The organism is Deinococcota bacterium, assembly GCA_030858465.1.
Classification (GTDB): Bacteria; Deinococcota; Deinococci; order Deinococcales; family Trueperaceae; genus JALZLY01.
In genome coordinates, this window is record JALZLY010000172.1 from 1 (window position 1) to 13,636 (window position 13,636).

The 13,636-nt window shown below is 68.1% G+C and carries 14 protein-coding genes; 1 reads left to right on the top strand and 13 read right to left on the bottom strand.

Going from position 1 to position 13,636, the window contains the following annotated elements; genetic code table 11:
• The 9 genes from M3498_08740 to M3498_08780 all read right to left on the bottom strand — a co-directional run.
• Positions 1 to 1,795: hypothetical protein (locus tag M3498_08740; protein MDQ3459366.1), on the bottom strand; the 1,795-nt coding region annotated here is incomplete at its 3' end.
• 190 nt (positions 1,796 to 1,985) lie between these two features.
• Positions 1,986 to 2,444, bottom strand: a complete 459-nt coding sequence (gene argR / locus M3498_08745) for an arginine repressor (GenBank protein ID MDQ3459367.1) — start codon at positions 2,442 to 2,444, stop codon at positions 1,986 to 1,988.
• Between the two features lie 96 nt (positions 2,445 to 2,540).
• Positions 2,541 to 3,734, bottom strand: a complete 1,194-nt coding sequence (gene coaBC, locus M3498_08750) for a bifunctional phosphopantothenoylcysteine decarboxylase/phosphopantothenate--cysteine ligase CoaBC (GenBank protein MDQ3459368.1) — start codon at positions 3,732 to 3,734, stop codon at positions 2,541 to 2,543.
• A gap of 91 nt (positions 3,735 to 3,825) precedes the next feature.
• Entirely contained in the window at positions 3,826 to 4,122 is a 297-nt protein-coding gene (gene rpoZ, locus M3498_08755) for a DNA-directed RNA polymerase subunit omega (protein ID MDQ3459369.1), read from the bottom strand.
• Between the two features lie 170 nt (positions 4,123 to 4,292).
• Positions 4,293 to 4,928: a guanylate kinase gene (locus M3498_08760; protein ID MDQ3459370.1), complete on the bottom strand. Its 636-nt coding sequence runs from the start codon at positions 4,926 to 4,928 to the stop codon at positions 4,293 to 4,295.
• Between the two features lie 188 nt (positions 4,929 to 5,116).
• Positions 5,117 to 6,298 carry a DUF4394 domain-containing protein gene (locus tag M3498_08765; protein MDQ3459371.1) on the bottom strand — a complete coding sequence of 394 codons (1,182 nt, stop codon included), beginning with the start codon at positions 6,296 to 6,298 and terminating at the stop codon, positions 5,117 to 5,119.
• Between the two features lie 370 nt (positions 6,299 to 6,668).
• The gene (locus M3498_08770; protein MDQ3459372.1) at positions 6,669 to 7,838 is read right to left on the bottom strand and encodes a hypothetical protein; all 1,170 of its coding nucleotides are present in this window, start codon (positions 7,836 to 7,838) and stop codon (positions 6,669 to 6,671) included.
• Between the two features lie 182 nt (positions 7,839 to 8,020).
• On the bottom strand, positions 8,021 to 9,049 hold the full coding sequence (locus tag M3498_08775) for an anti-sigma factor (protein MDQ3459373.1): 1,029 nt from the start codon (positions 9,047 to 9,049) through the stop codon (positions 8,021 to 8,023).
• Between the two features lie 52 nt (positions 9,050 to 9,101).
• On the bottom strand, positions 9,102 to 9,635 hold the full coding sequence (locus tag M3498_08780; GenBank protein ID MDQ3459374.1) for a sigma-70 family RNA polymerase sigma factor: 534 nt from the start codon (positions 9,633 to 9,635) through the stop codon (positions 9,102 to 9,104).
• A 186-nt stretch (positions 9,636 to 9,821) separates the two neighbouring features.
• On the opposite strand from M3498_08780, the gene M3498_08785 reads away from it, so the two are divergent.
• Positions 9,822 to 10,283, top strand: coding sequence for a SprT-like domain-containing protein (locus tag M3498_08785; GenBank protein MDQ3459375.1), 462 nt, complete (start codon positions 9,822 to 9,824; stop codon positions 10,281 to 10,283).
• Positions 10,284 to 10,324: 41 nt separating this feature from the next.
• Here the strand turns inward: M3498_08785 and M3498_08790 are convergent, their stop codons facing one another.
• The 4 genes from M3498_08790 to M3498_08805 all read right to left on the bottom strand — a co-directional run.
• On the bottom strand, positions 10,325 to 10,942 hold the full coding sequence (locus tag M3498_08790) for a DedA family protein (GenBank protein ID MDQ3459376.1): 618 nt from the start codon (positions 10,940 to 10,942) through the stop codon (positions 10,325 to 10,327).
• Between the two features lie 189 nt (positions 10,943 to 11,131).
• Entirely contained in the window at positions 11,132 to 11,779 is a 648-nt protein-coding gene (gene thiE, locus M3498_08795; GenBank protein MDQ3459377.1) for a thiamine phosphate synthase, read from the bottom strand.
• Between the two features lie 27 nt (positions 11,780 to 11,806).
• A complete protein-coding gene (locus M3498_08800) occupies positions 11,807 to 13,042 on the bottom strand; it encodes an HAD-IIA family hydrolase (protein ID MDQ3459378.1) in 1,236 nt (411 codons plus the stop codon).
• Positions 13,043 to 13,105: 63 nt separating this feature from the next.
• Positions 13,106 to 13,636, bottom strand: a 531-nt coding sequence (locus M3498_08805; GenBank protein ID MDQ3459379.1) for a phosphate/phosphite/phosphonate ABC transporter substrate-binding protein, incomplete at its 5' end; no start/stop codon positions are given.

Sequence of the window (13,636 nt, forward strand, 5' to 3'; positions counted from 1 at the left end):
CGCTGCCGGCAGCGTCCAAGAGACGCAGGCCGACGTTCAGGTCGCCCGGCAGCTCGAAGCCGTCGGTGGTCAGCTCGAGGCCGGCAAAGAGGCGGTCGCCCTGCCGGAAGACCGTCTCGGCGGCCCCGCCGGGGCGCAGGCTGAGGCTGCCCTCGCCGAGCGCGATAGCCGGCGCCGGCGCGCTCAGGACCTCGATGCGGCTCCCGGCTTGAGCCAAAAAGGTAGGGTCGTCGCCCCGCTCGAGGTAGCGCCCGAACTGCCTCACCGCCTCCTGCCGGCGGCCGTCGGCCGCGTAGAGGCTGGCGAGCGCGAAGTGGACGCCGGGCTCGTCCGGGTAGAGGAGAAGCGCCGCCTCCAAGTCCTCGATGGACTCCGCGTTGACGCCCTGGTCGTGGAGGAGCGCGGCGTCGTAGCTGCTCATGGCCTCCGCGAGCCGGCCGGTCACGGTCTCCACCAGCCCCAGGTTGTACCAGGCGATGACCTGACTGTCATCTAGCGAGATAGCCCGGAGGCTCGCCTCCTCGCTGCGCTCCAAAAAGCCCAGGAGGTAGTAGGCCCAGCCCAGGTTGGTCCAGTAGAGATCGCTCTGTGGCGCCAGCCGCGTCGCCACCACCAGGGCCCGGGCGGCGGCCAAGGCGTCGTCCTGGTCAAAGGCGATAAAGGAGCGGCGCTCAAAGGCGTAGAGCAGGGTCGGCGCCTGACGGCCGAGCCTCTCGGTCAGCCTGGCCTCGAGGTCCAAGTCGCCGAGCACGCCCGCGGCCAGGCTGGCCGCCAAGGTCGCCGCCATCGGCGTCTCGCCCAAGCCGGCGAGCGCCTCCTGGGCGCGCTCCGGCTCCTGGTCCGCCAGATGCAGAGCCCGCGCCGCGGCGCCGAAGGGGTAGCCCGCCGCTGCCTCGAAGGCCGCGTCGGCGCCCTCTGAGTCACCCTGGCTGCGGCGCAGCAGGGCGACCCAGAGGCTCGGGACGGGAAGCCCCGAGCTTTCGGCCAGCCGCGCAAAGGCCTCCTCGGCGCGCGCCTCGCTCACATCACCGAGGCTGAGTGCCAAGGCCGCGCCCAGGTAGGACTCCGGGGCCTCGCCGCCCTCCTGGACGGTGCGGATCTCGTCCAAGAGCGTCTGCCAGTCCGGCTCGGCCTCCGGCGCCTCCAGCGCCTGCTCGAGCGCCTCGGTCGCGTCGCCGGCAAAACCCGCGCCGATGAGCACGAGCGCCCGCACGTAATCGCCGTAGGCCGTCGACAGGTCGAGCGAGAGGTCGAAGTCCGTCCCGGCCGCTCCCGGGGCGGGAGGCAGGTCCAGGGCCTCTCTTATCACCCGCGCCGCCCCGGCCGCCAGCGTCCCCGGCGCCGCAGGGGGCGCCTGAAAGTGGTAGCGGCGCGTACCCTCCGCCGTCGCCACGAAGAGCAGCAGCTCGAGGCGGCTGTCGCGCACGAAGACCTCGCCGCTCACCGCCGCGTCCGCGCCAAAAGCACCCCGCAAGAGTTGCGCGCCGGCCGCCGAGGCCGCCTCGAAGGGCGTGTCGAGAAAAGCGAGCGGGCTGACAAAGCCCTCGCCGGTCGCCAAGAGGGGTACGAGCAGCGGCGTGAGCTCGGGTCTTATGACCTCGAGGCGGCCCTCCTGCGCCGGGCTTGGCGCCGTGGTCAGGGCCGTGGTCAGGGCTGTCGCCAGCCTGTCGGCCACGGCCGTCCCCAGCAGGGTCTCCTGGCTGGTAAAAGGGTAGACGACGAGGCTCCGCGCCTCCTGGGCCGGCGCCGTAGCCATGAGCGCAAGCGCGACGAGAAAAGTTCGCAAGACGAGCATCCAAACCTCCGTGCCCCTACGGTATCACCTTTGCGGTCTATCACCTGCCGAATGAGAAACCGGACGCCCAGAGAGAACGGCAGCCTGGAGCAGCCTCGCGCACGGGCCGTCGAGCACGAACCGCACCGCCGGCTGAGAGCTTAGGGCCACTGGGCCCCGGACCTATGCTTAGGGCCACTGGGCCCCGGACCTACTCGAGCAAGCCTTCGAACTCGTCCAGAATCCCCTCGGCCGCGTCGCCGCTTCTGGCGATGACGAAGATGGTGTTCTGGCCGGCCAGGGTGCCGACGATGCCCTCGCGCTCGAGCTTGTCGATGACAAAGGCGATGCCCGAGGCGTGGCCCTCGTCGGTGCGGATCACGATGATGTTGTCGCCGCGGTCCAGGTCGCGCACGAAGAGGCGGAAGCGGTCGCGCAGCTCGCCGATCACGTCCTCCTGGAGCATGAGCGGCGTGGAGCGGTAGCGGTGGCGACCCTCGCCGGCGGGCAGGCGGATCAGCCTCAGCTCGTTGACGTCGCGGCTGATGGTCGCCTGGGTGACCTTGATGCCGCGGTTCCCTAAGTGCTCGGCGATCTCGGCCTGGGTCGAGATGAATTCGGTCTCGACGAGCTCTTCGATGAGGCGGTGGCGGTAGTCTTTGCTTGGCATGCGATAATTATACATCAATTTATTCAAAATGCTATACATCCCGGCACCCCTGGCCCGCGGCCTGCCTGGGCAACCGCGACGAAGGGACCGGCCACGTCAGCGGCTCGCCAGCGCCCGGTCCAGGATCACCTCGGCCAGCGCGCGCTTGCTCGTGCGCGCTAGGGCCTCGCTGTGGCCGTCCGGCCACACCAGGGTGAGTTCGTTGTCGTCGCCGCCGAAGGGCGTGGCGGCCTGGGCGGGATAGTTGAGGCAGATGAAGTCGAGGCCCTTGCGCGCCGCTTTGCTCTGCGCCCGCGCCACGCCCTGGTGCGTCTCCATGGCGAAGCCCACCACCACCTGCCGCCCCTTGCGTTCCTTGAGGGTCTCGAGAATGTCGGGGGTGCGGACGAGAGCCAAGGTCTGCCTCTCCCCCTCTTTGGGCTGCTTTTCAGCGAGCATGGTCTCCGCCCGCCAATCCGCCACCGCCGCGGTCATGACGAGCAGGTCGCAGGCGCCGAAGTGCTCTTTGAGCGCGGCGAGCATCTCCTCGGCCGACTCGACCTCATGAACGGCGACGCCGTGGGGCTCCGGCAGCGCGGTAGGCCCGCTCACCAGGGTGACCGCCGCGCCGCGGTCGCGCGCCGCCGCGGCGACGGCGTAGCCCATCTTGCCCGAACTCGGATTGGAGAGAAAGCGCACCGGGTCCAAGAACTCCCGCGTCGGCCCGGCCGAGACCAGGACGCGCAAACCTTCCATATCGCGTCCCGGGTCGCGCTGTTCCAGGAGACCCGGCAGGGCCCGCACGATGTCCTCGGGCTCCGCCATGCGGCCGACGCCGCTGCCCTCGCCCTTGGCCGCCAGGGGGCCCGTGGCGGGACCGAGAAAGCGGTGGCCGAAGCCCTCTAACGCCCGCACATTGGCCTGAACCGCCGGGTGCGCCCACATGGCGGTGTTCATGGCCGGCACCCAGACCACCCGCGGCACGCCGGCCAAGACGAGCGCCGAGACCACGTCGTCGGCGCGGCCCGTGGCGGCACTGGCGAGCGCGTCCGCGCTGGCCGGCGCGACCAGCAGCAGGTCGGCCCAGCGCGCCAACTCGAGGTGCAGGGCGCGGCCGTCCGGACTAAACCAGGCGGCGCGGTCAAAGACGCTCCCCCCGGCGGCGACCGCCAGGGAGAGCGGGGTGACGAAACGGTAGCCGTCATCCGTCGCCGCCGCGCGAACCCCGTGCCCCGCCTCGGCGAGGCGCCGCAGGAGCGCCGGCGTCTTGACGGCGGCCACCCCGCCCGTCGCGGCGACCACGATATTCATGCCGTGACTTTCATGCTGTAACGTTCATGCTGTAACGTTCATGCCGTGACTTTTATGAGGCTCCTGGCCTCAAGGCGCCTCTTCCGGCTCCTTACTCGTCGTCCTCGCTCGAGACGCTGTAGTTCGGGCGCTCCTCGCGGCGCCGCTCCTGCTCGATCTCGTGGCGGATCTCGTCGATGGTCGGCAGGTCGTCGCCCCACTTGATCCTTCCCGTCGCCACCTCCTTCATGGCGATGGTGACGGTGTTGCGCGTCTTGGGCCGCTCCTCGGGCGGGAGGATGCTGGGGATGCCGGTCTTGAGCTGGGCCGCCCGCCGAGCGGTGATCATCGACAGGCGGTAACGCGAGTCGGTCAGGGACAGCAGGGTGTCGATTCCTTCTTGGGCCATGGTCTTCTCCTCTACAAGAAAGCCTCGGTGTCGTCGCTGCTTTCGTCCGGGCGTCGTCTGGCGCCCGCTTCGCGTAATGATACTCTCAAACTCGCCCACTGCCGTGTCGAGCGCGTCATTCACTGGCCGGCTCGAGGGGCGAACAGAGGCACCCAAGGCGCCAGGGCGGCCTACAGGCTCACCCGGCGCGGGAACACGCGCTGCTTTTCGGCGGCGATGATCGAACGGATCTGGCCGACGGCCGCGTCCAGCTGGGCAGGGGCGTTGATCACCACGTAGTCGAAGAGCCCGATGTGCTCCATCTCGCCGGTGGCCCTGACCAGGCGCTGCTCGATCTGATCGAGCGAGTCGGTGCGCCGCCACTGCAGGCGCTGGCGCAGGTCGTCCATGTTGCTCGGCGCCAGAAAGATGAGCACCGCCTCCGGCGCCAGCCTCTTGACGGTCCTCGCGCCCTGGACGTCGATCCGCAGCATCACGTCTTTGCCGCTGGACAAGCCGCCGCGGACGTCCCACTTGGGAATGCCCTTGTAGTCGTCGTAGACCCGGGCCCACTCGAGCAGCTCCTCTTCGGCGATCATCTTTTCAAACTGCTCGGTGGTCACGAAGTGGTAGTCGACGCCGCCGATCTCGCCCGGCCGCTGCGGGCGGTCGGTGGCCGTCACGATGAAGTGAAAGGGAAAGCCGAGCTCGCGCATACGCATCAAGACGCTGTCCTTGCCGACCCCGGACGGCCCGGAGAGCACGACCAGCAGCGGCAAGGGTGGCTGTCCATGAACCGTGGGGTTTAGCCGATCTCTGTCCGTCACACCTCGTCCCCTATGCCTGAAAGGCTAACACGAATTGCCCAAGCGAGCGGCGGTTCGAACAGGGCGGACGCGGCCTCTAGCCAGCACGGCATATGAAAACGCCAAGGCAAGCCTTTGATGGCTCGTGCCTTGGCGTTTCTGTGCGGCTACTCTTTACGACTACGGCACGCGACGCGTGCCGGGAGCTCCTAGTCGGCGCTCGGGAGAACGACGGCGAGGCCGCGGTAGGGGCCGCCGGAGACCATGCCCAACGGGGTCGCCGCGCCCGTAGTGAGGTCGACCGCGAACAGGGCCGACTCGGAGACGGCGTAGGCGAGGTTGTCGCCGTTCACCGTCACGATGTCGAAGCCGCCCTCGGCGGCGAAGTCGACGCCCAAGGGGCCGACGGTCTGCAAGCCGCCGTCGTTGGGCGGGTCTTGCAGGACGAGGATATCGAGCTCGGCGTCGATGTTGTAAAGTTCGGTCTCCTCGGCGCCGTCAAAGGCGTTGGTGTAGGCCGAGGCGGTGATGCTGGGCTCGGCGCCGGCGTTGTCGTCGCCGTCAACATAGGCGAGCGTGCCGTCGACGATAACCTCGCCGGTGTCGACGTTGACCCTGAAGTTCTGGTTGTTGCTGGCGGTCAGGCGCAACCTGTCGGGCACCGGGTTGAAGTCGAAGCCGGACATCGCGCCGCCTTCAAAACCTTCCGAGAGGCGGCTCTTTTCAGTGGCTTCGCCCGTCTCGGTGTCGATGCTGTAGAGCCTGTTGGTCGAGGAGAGGCCGTAGAGGCGGCCGTCGGCGGGACGGAAGTCGATGCCCAAGAGGGCGCCCTCGATGCCGCTCACGGGGAGCGTGTCGGTGTCTTGGGGCGCGCCGGAGTTGAAGAAGACCAGGGTGTTATCCGCCGTCAAGGCCACCATGTCCCGCGGGTTCGGGTCGGGGTTGACGACCGGAAGGGCGCCGTCACCGGGGTCGAAGATGATGACGATGACGATCACGACGATCGAGCCGTCCTCGCCGTCGATGCGCAGCGCCACGGTGTTCGAACCTTCCAAGAGACCGCTGACGGGGAAGCTGAAGTCGCTAGCGGAGAGGTCGGCGTCCTCCCAGCCCGTCTCGTTCAGTTTGTAGCGCAGGCGGTCGACCGCGCTGTTGGCGCTGCCCGTGACGGTCACGTTGCTCTCGCTCACGGTGCCGCTGTAGATCGCCTCGTCGGTTTCGCTCTGCGCGAAGGGCGCCGAGACGCTGACTTGGGGAGTTGTTTCGACGGGCTGCGGCTGCGGCAGACCGGCGCAGGCGCCGACGATGAGAACGAGCAGCAGGCTTACCGCCCAGAGGCTGAAGCGGGTGGCTTGAAGACGTCGAAGATGTTGAAGACGTAGGTGTTGCATCGGGTTGTACCTCCTTGGGTGTCTTGTTTGGGTGTCTTGCTTGTGAGATTCTTGCTCGAGAGCTTTGAAAGGCGTTTTTGAAAGGCAATCGTCGAAAGGCTTTGTCGCCGCCAGGCGACGCGCTCGAAGCACCCGAACCTTGCTCCTCCTTTCGTCAGGAGTCGTGAGGGCGGGGAGCTTGCCTCCCTTGCCGCCCTTGGTCTATGCAACGCACGAGCGAGCTTGGCGATCGGATGCACGGCGCGGGCTGCGCCGAGCTGAAAAGCCGAACTGAAAAGAGAGCGCCGCGGGGTTGCCCGCGGCGCTCGGCCGAATCTGCCGGTCAAACCTTCAGGGTGAGCCTTGGCGCGGCTCTGTGACTAATCTGTAACTAATCCCTAACCAGGAAGACCGACTCGGGGGCCGGTACGGTGACCGCCGCGCTCGGCGCGAGGTCGATCTCACCCATGTGCTCGAGGATATCGTCGAAGCGCAAGACCGTGTCCTTGGTCTTTTCGGCGACGTAGAGGTTTAGGCCGTCAAAGGCGATGTAGACGGGGTTCCCCAAGGTCGAGGCGGGGCCATGCACATGCAGCCGCACGGGCGTCGGCCCCGCGGCGACGGAGGCGTTCCCCAGGACGAACAAGGCGCCGTTGCGGTCGAAGCCGGGCTGGTCGGCGGTGGTGGTCGGCCCCACATCGGAGAGGATGACGGCGTCGCCCTCAGGAACGTAGACGACGCCGTGAAGATTGGCCGCGACGCTCTCGCCGGAGCCGTCCGCCGCCGTCAGGACGACGACGCGGTCCGGTCCGGATGCCCCGCGCAGCACCGGAAAATCGTCGTAGACGAGCAGGCTGCCGCCCGTCATGGCGACGAACAGGCGGCCCGCCGCGGGGTCGTAGTCGAACCACCAGGGTTGCCCGTCCGCCCCTCCGAAGTCGGTGACGCTAAAGAGCGGCGCGGCGTCGCCCCCCTGATGGCTTGTGGCCCCGAGCGGCATGGCCGTGAGGCTCGGCCGCGCGTTACTGTTGTCGGCGATCAGCACCAGCTCGAGCTCCGCTATCACGCTCAGCCCTTTGGGTTCGACGAGGCCGACCGCCGCGCCCGTCATGACGCGGTCGCGCCCTAGCTCGAAGCGCTCGCCGTCGCGCCCTAGCGCGAGGCTCTCTAGGCGCATCACGCCACCGGGGTAGCTGTCGTCCGGCCCGTCGAAAAAGGTGACGAAGGCGTTGCCGGCGGGGTCTGCGGTGATACTCTCGAGCCCCACCGGTCCCCCCTCGGTGCTGAAGGCCACGGCGGCGCTGGAGAGATCGGGGGGCAATCTGTAGATTCTGCCGCGCGGCGGGTCGGCGGGAAGAAAGGGAAGGGGCGGATTGCTGGTGACCAGGACCGAGGTGACGGGCGCCCCCTCCGCGTCCGGTGACGGTTGGCCGGCCACGGCGAGGCCGGGCGCCAAGGCGGCGAGGCCGATGAGCAGGAGGAGAAGCCTCGGCGGGTGTGGAGGCGGGTGTGGGCGCAGCCGGGCGGCTGGGGCTGTGGGTGTAGGCTTCGGTGTAGGCATTTTCGGTGTAGGCATTATAGTCCCCTCGAGCATGAACGGTCTGGCGCGGGCCGGCTGGCACGCGGTCAACGCGTCAGAAGGCGCGTCACCGAAAGGCGCTACCGGCTCTGGCTAGCGACCAGTGTAACCGCTCTTCTCGAGCTGATGATGAGCCGGCCTCGATAGTGGCGACTCAAGGAGGGTTAAGGAGGGTTATAGCTGACCGTGACGCTGTCCGTGACGACGTTGCCCGCGGCGTCGGTGGCGCTCACGGTGACGGTGTTCTCGCCCGCCCGCAAGCCCGCGACGGTAAAGCTGAAGCGGGTTCCGGAAACGGCCGTCTCGGTCGCCTCGCCGCCGTTCAGCGTGTAGCGCAACCCGCTCACGATGCCCTGCAGCCTGCCGCTCACGATGACGCGGTCGGCGCTCAAAACGGCGCCGCCCGCGGGGCTGGTGATGTCCAGCGGGCGCTCAGGGGGTCTGTTGATGAGCTCGGCCAGGGAGACGCGGCTCAGCGGCTGAGTCGGTAGGGCGCTCCCGCCGGCGGGCTCGAGGCTCAGATAGAGCGAGCCGAAGCCTCTCCAGGAGACCGCCAGGACCGTTCCCCGGTTGACCGCCAGCGAGGTGATCTGGTCACGGTCGCGTTGCCAGTCGTCGCCGCGGTGCCCCCAGGCCTGGTAGGCGCGCCCCGGCGGCGCGGGTTCGCTCAAGACGAAGAGCGCCTCGCCGCCCGGATCCAAGAGGACGCTGCCCAGCGGTTCGCCCTCGGGGCCTGGCAGGCTGAGCGCCAGGGCGCCGGGACGCGCCAAGACCTGGCTCAGCAGGCGCTGCTCGGCCAAAGCCTGAACCAGCGCCTGCTGGCCGCGGTAACCCCAGAGGAGGCCGCCGACGGCGAGCACACAGAAGGAGGCGGCGAGGAGCCAGCCGGCAAGCGCCGGCGGGCGCGGCCGTGATGAGGTGAGTGGTGGGGTGAGTGGTGGGGTGAGCAGTTCGGACTCGAGGCGCCCAGCTTTGGCATAAACCTCCGCGTCGGCCTCGGTAGCAAGAGTAGCAAGAGGAGGCGGCTCGGCAAGCTCGGCCTGAACCCTGCTCCACACCCGCGGGGGCGGCGAGATGGGCGGCAGAGACTCGCTCAAGGCGACCAGCGACGCCCTCAACCCCCGCACTTCCGCCCGGCACTCGGGGCAGCCCGCCAGATGCGCCTCGACCGCCGCCGTCTCCTCCGGCGTCAACGTGCCTGGGTCGGGGCGTCAAAGGCGTAGTCCAGGAGCGTTTCGGGGTGGTTCACGCCTCCTCCAGATACTCTCTGAGCTGAAAGAGCGAGCGGCGCGGCCTGCTCTTTACCGTCCCGAGCGGAAGCCCCGTGCGCTCGGCCAGTTCCCCGTGGCTGTAGCCCCTGAAAAAGGCCTGCCGCACGAGCTGCCGGTCCTCGTCACCGAGCTCTTTTAGCGCGCGCTCCACCATGATGCTCTGCAGCGGGTCGGCAGTGGCCGCCGTAAAGGTCGCGCTGGGGTCGTGTACATCCCAGCCGTCGACCTTTTTGGGCCTGGCGCGGCGCGCCCGCAGCCGGTTGAGCGCCTCGTTGCGGGCGATGGTGTAGATAAACGCCCGCGGCGAGCCCAGGTCGGCGCGGTAGCCGTCCGCCTTGCGGTAGAGTTTGACGAATGTGTCTTGCAAGACCTCCTCGGCCTCCTCCCGGCTCTGGAGCAGCTCGAGCGCAAGAGCGAATACGCGGGCGCTGAAGTGTTCGTACAGTCTGGCGAGTGCCTGCTCGTCGCCATCTTTCAGGTCGTCCAGCAGTTGCGTCTCGAGCTCCATATCCTGTTAGAGGATACGCCCCCGGTCGCGGTGTGGATGTCCAGGGCTGCCCGGAGACCGCGTCTCGAAGTCCGGGTCCCTTGGCTGCTGCCTACTTCAGCGAGGCTCGACGGCTGTGAGAGGCCGCGATACTTGTGCCTGATAGCCGGGGTGCCTGATAGCCGGGGTGCCTGATAGTCTGAGAGGGTGGATCTCGCACTCGCGACAACCCTGGCGCGCCGGCTCATGCTCGAGCACGGCCTGACGGACTGGACCTTTCGCTTCGACCGCGCCCGGCGCCGCTTCGGCCTTTGCGACTACGGCAACAGGACCATCAGCCTGTCGAAACACCTGACCGAACTCAACGATGCGGCGCAGGTCAGAGACACGCTGCTGCACGAGATCGCCCACGCCCTCAGCCCCGGCGCCGGCCACGGCCCGCGCTGGCGGGAGCTGTGCTCGAGGCTCGGCGCCAAACCCGTGCGCCTCTTTGCGGACGAGGTGGCCCGGCCGGTCTCCAAGTACCTATTGATCTGCCCGCGCTGCCGGCAAACCCTGCCCCGCGAGCGCAGGACCCGCCGGGTGCTCGCCTGCAAGCCCTGCTGCGACGCCCATAACGGCGGCCGCTACAGCGCCCGCTACGGCCTCGTCTGGCAGCGCCTGGGCTGAGCTGGGCCGCTGTCGAGAGGGGTCGGTGCCAGTTCGCGGTGCTAGGCCGAGGCCAAGAGCCGCCGCACCCGGCGCGTGAAGAACACCAGCAGCATGAGGCCCAAGGCCAGCCAGACGAGCGACTCGTAGACCTCCAAGCCCTCCAGGACGCGCCACCAGTTGCGACCCAGGAGCACGCCCGCGTAGGCGAGCGTGGCGTTCCAGAGGGCGGTGCCGAGCGCGGTATAGAACAAGAAGCTGAAGAGCGGCATGCGCAGAAGCCCGGCGGGCAAGGAGATCAGGCTGCGCACGGCGGGCACGGCGCGGCCGAAGAGCACCAGGTGCTGGTCGTAACGGTCGAAGAGGCGCAGGGCGCGGTCCAAGTCGCGCTCGAAGAGAAGCAGCCAGCGCCCGTGACGGCGCACGAAGCTCCGCACCCGGCACTCGCCCAGCCAGCGGGCGAGGAGATAGGGAAGGGTCGAGCCCACGACCGAACCGACCGTGCCGGCGACGACGACGCCCAGGAGCGTCATTTCGCCCGTCACGGCCAGAAAACCGGCGAAGGGCATGACCAACTCGGGCGCCACCGCCACCATCACCAGGGCGATGCCGGGGTAGTCGAGCGTCAGGACGAGTTGGCTCACCAGGAGGCGAAGGTTGTCAAGGGCGTTGGCCAGCACGCTCTCTACCATACCGGCTGGGGTGCCAAGCCGAATGAACCGGGCTTACGCTTGGCCTGCCTCTGAGGCAAGCCGCCGCAGGGGCCGGCGAGGGTGCTCAGCCAGGTGTGCCATTGTCCACCGCCAGAACCCGCTCGCCATCCGAACGGAGCCTCGCCAAGGCTTCCGCGGCTCGTGTGCTGAACGTGTTCATGGCTTCCTCTGGCTTTGATCTACGCGTTCGCGCAGCCGGCGCGCCGCCCCCTTGGGGTCTGGGGTCGCGACCACGGCGGCAATCACCGCCACACCCGCAGCGCCTGCCCCCAGCACGGACACAGCGTTCTCGAGGGTGATGCCGCCGATCCCGACCACCGGGACGGCAGCGGACCGCGCGACTTTTGCCAGGCCCTCCAGACCGATGGGCCTGCCCGCGTCCGGCTTGCTGAGCGTGCCGAACACGTCGCCTACCCCCAGGTAATCGGCGCCGTCACGCTCTGCCTGGCGCGCCTCCGCCACGCTTGCGGCCGAAACGCCGAGAACACGCTCCGGCCCGATCAGTTTCCGGGCGATCTCAGCGGGCATGTCGTCCTGACCTACGTGGACCCCATCGGCGTCGAGCGCCAGGACCAGATCCACACGGTCATTCACGATGAAGCTCACGCCTGTTTCGCGCGTCAGCTCGCGGAGCGCCCGGCCGAGCTCGAGCGTCTCGCGCGTCGTCGCCTCCTTGTCGCGCAGCTGAACGGCGGTAACGCCCCCGCGAAGCGCCGCGCGCACGATGTCGAGGATAGGACGATTACCGGCACTGCGGCGGTCGGTGACGAGGTAGAGCGACAGGTCGAGCTGCTGTCCTTTCATGCCGTCCTTTCTCTGGCGAATGTTGCTCTAGCGGATGAAGGCCGGGGCCTCTTCCCGAAGCGCATCGGCGAGCCACTCGGGGTGCATGGTCAGGAGCCTTTGCGGGAGGTCGTCGGTGCGGAAGAAGCCCGCCTCGAGCGCCTCGACGCCGTCGGCTTGCAACTCGCCACCGGTGACCTCGCACTGAAAACAGCAGGTGATGAAATGGACGACTTCGCCCGAGGGGTAGGCGAAGACTTGCGAAGCGGGGTCGGAGTAAACGCCGATAAGCCGCTCCACGCGCACTTCCAGGCCTGTCTCCTCAGCCACCTCGCGCCTGACCGCTTCCTCGACCGTCTCCCCAGGCTCGACGCGCCCCGAAGGCAAGCCCCAGAGGTCGTTGTCCGCTCGTTTGACCAGCAGGACCATCCTGTCGCGGTCCAGGACCACGGCGGCTACCCCCGCTCCTACCCGCTCGGGCCACAAGAATCGCGGTTTGTCCCAAGACCGGGCGTGAACGCGGGGATCGAAAAGGGCCGTCAAATCCGCAATGGTCGCGTCTGCAAGGCGAAAATCGCCAGCCGAGGGGAACGAGGAAAGCCGCTCGGCGATGAGAATGCCCGTCAGGCCGAGCTGATGTGCTCCCAAAATGTCCGTGAGCGGGTTGTCGCCGATCATGGCCACCCGCAACGCCGGGTCCAAGTCCTGAAGGGCCGCGTGAAACATGAACGGATAGGGCTTGCCGATGACCACCGGACGTTGGCCGGTTGCCGCTTGAACGGCGGCCACGATAGCGCCTGTCGCCGGATACGGCCCGTCCGGGGTGGGAAAGGAGCGGTCGGCGTTGGTGGCGATAAAGCGGGCTCCTCCCTCGATGAGCTGAGCGGCCCGCCGGAGATGATGGTAGGAGAGGCTTTCGTCGCAGCCGACCACAACGGCGGCGCAGGGACCTGCTACGACCTCAAGGCCCAAGCGGCGGATTTCGGCGGCGAGCCCGGCGCTGCCGATAACGCAAACGGCGTCCAGGCGGTGCTGACGGAGATAGCGGGCCGTGGCCCAGCCCGCGCTGATTACCTCTTCGGGGCGGACCTCGATCCCCATGGCCGCTAACCGCTGAGCGAGCTCCAAGCGCGTCGGACGCGGATCGTTGGTCAGGAAGCGCAGCGTCTTGCCCAGCCCGCGCAGGCGCTCGAGCGCGGCCTTGGCGCCGGGCAGCGGCCGATCGCCCAGATAGACGACCCCGTCCAAATCGAGGAAAAAGGCGTCGAACTGTTCCGCTAGCAAAAGATCCCCATACCAAGACCTCCAGATCACGCGCAAGGTGTTTTAGGAGCTCACCAAACCGGCTCAGCGCCCAAAGATGTCCATCGTCTCGCGCACAATCGCGTAAGCCTCATCGTACCTTTCGTCGCCGACGAGGGCAAAGTCGGTGATGTTGAAGATCGCCTCGGTGAGCGCCCGGCCTTCGTCGGTCTGGACGATGTCGATCATCGCCCCGGCGATCCTCTGGGCCAGTGCGGCAGGCATGCCGGCACGCACCACCATGCCACCGTTGGGAATGCCGACGGTATAGCCGAGCACGCGCACCTCTTCCTTGACATCGGGAAAGTCGGCCTCGAGCATGGTGCGAGCGTCCTCGAACGACACGCCCACGTCAACGTCACGGTTGTAGACGGCGAAGACGGCGGCGTCGTGAGAGCCGGCGAAGATCGCCTGCATGTCGGCGTCGGCGTCGATGCCGTGCTCGCTTAGGAGAAACGCATAGGGGAACTGGTAGCCCGAAGCGGATGCAGGGTCGACGAAGGCAATCGTTCGGCCCCGGAGGTCCTCGAAGCTCTCGATGTCGCTGTCATGGTGGACGTTGAACTGGGCGCGGTA

Excerpts from the sequence above, each read along its gene's own strand:
- M3498_08780 (MDQ3459374.1), bottom strand. The coding sequence starts at position 9,635 with ATGGAGCTCGAGACGCAACTGCTGGACGACCTGAAAGATGGCGACGAG.
- thiE (MDQ3459377.1), bottom strand. The coding sequence starts at position 11,779 with ATGAAAGGACAGCAGCTCGACCTGTCGCTCTACCTCGTCACCGACCGC.
- M3498_08765 (MDQ3459371.1), bottom strand. The coding sequence starts at position 6,298 with ATGCAACACCTACGTCTTCAACATCTTCGACGTCTTCAAGCCACCCGC.
- M3498_08770 (MDQ3459372.1), bottom strand. The coding sequence starts at position 7,838 with ATGCCTACACCGAAGCCTACACCCACAGCCCCAGCCGCCCGGCTGCGC.
- coaBC (MDQ3459368.1), bottom strand. The coding sequence starts at position 3,734 with ATGAATATCGTGGTCGCCGCGACGGGCGGGGTGGCCGCCGTCAAGACG.
- argR (MDQ3459367.1), bottom strand. The coding sequence starts at position 2,444 with ATGCCAAGCAAAGACTACCGCCACCGCCTCATCGAAGAGCTCGTCGAG.
- rpoZ (MDQ3459369.1), bottom strand. The coding sequence starts at position 4,122 with ATGGCCCAAGAAGGAATCGACACCCTGCTGTCCCTGACCGACTCGCGT.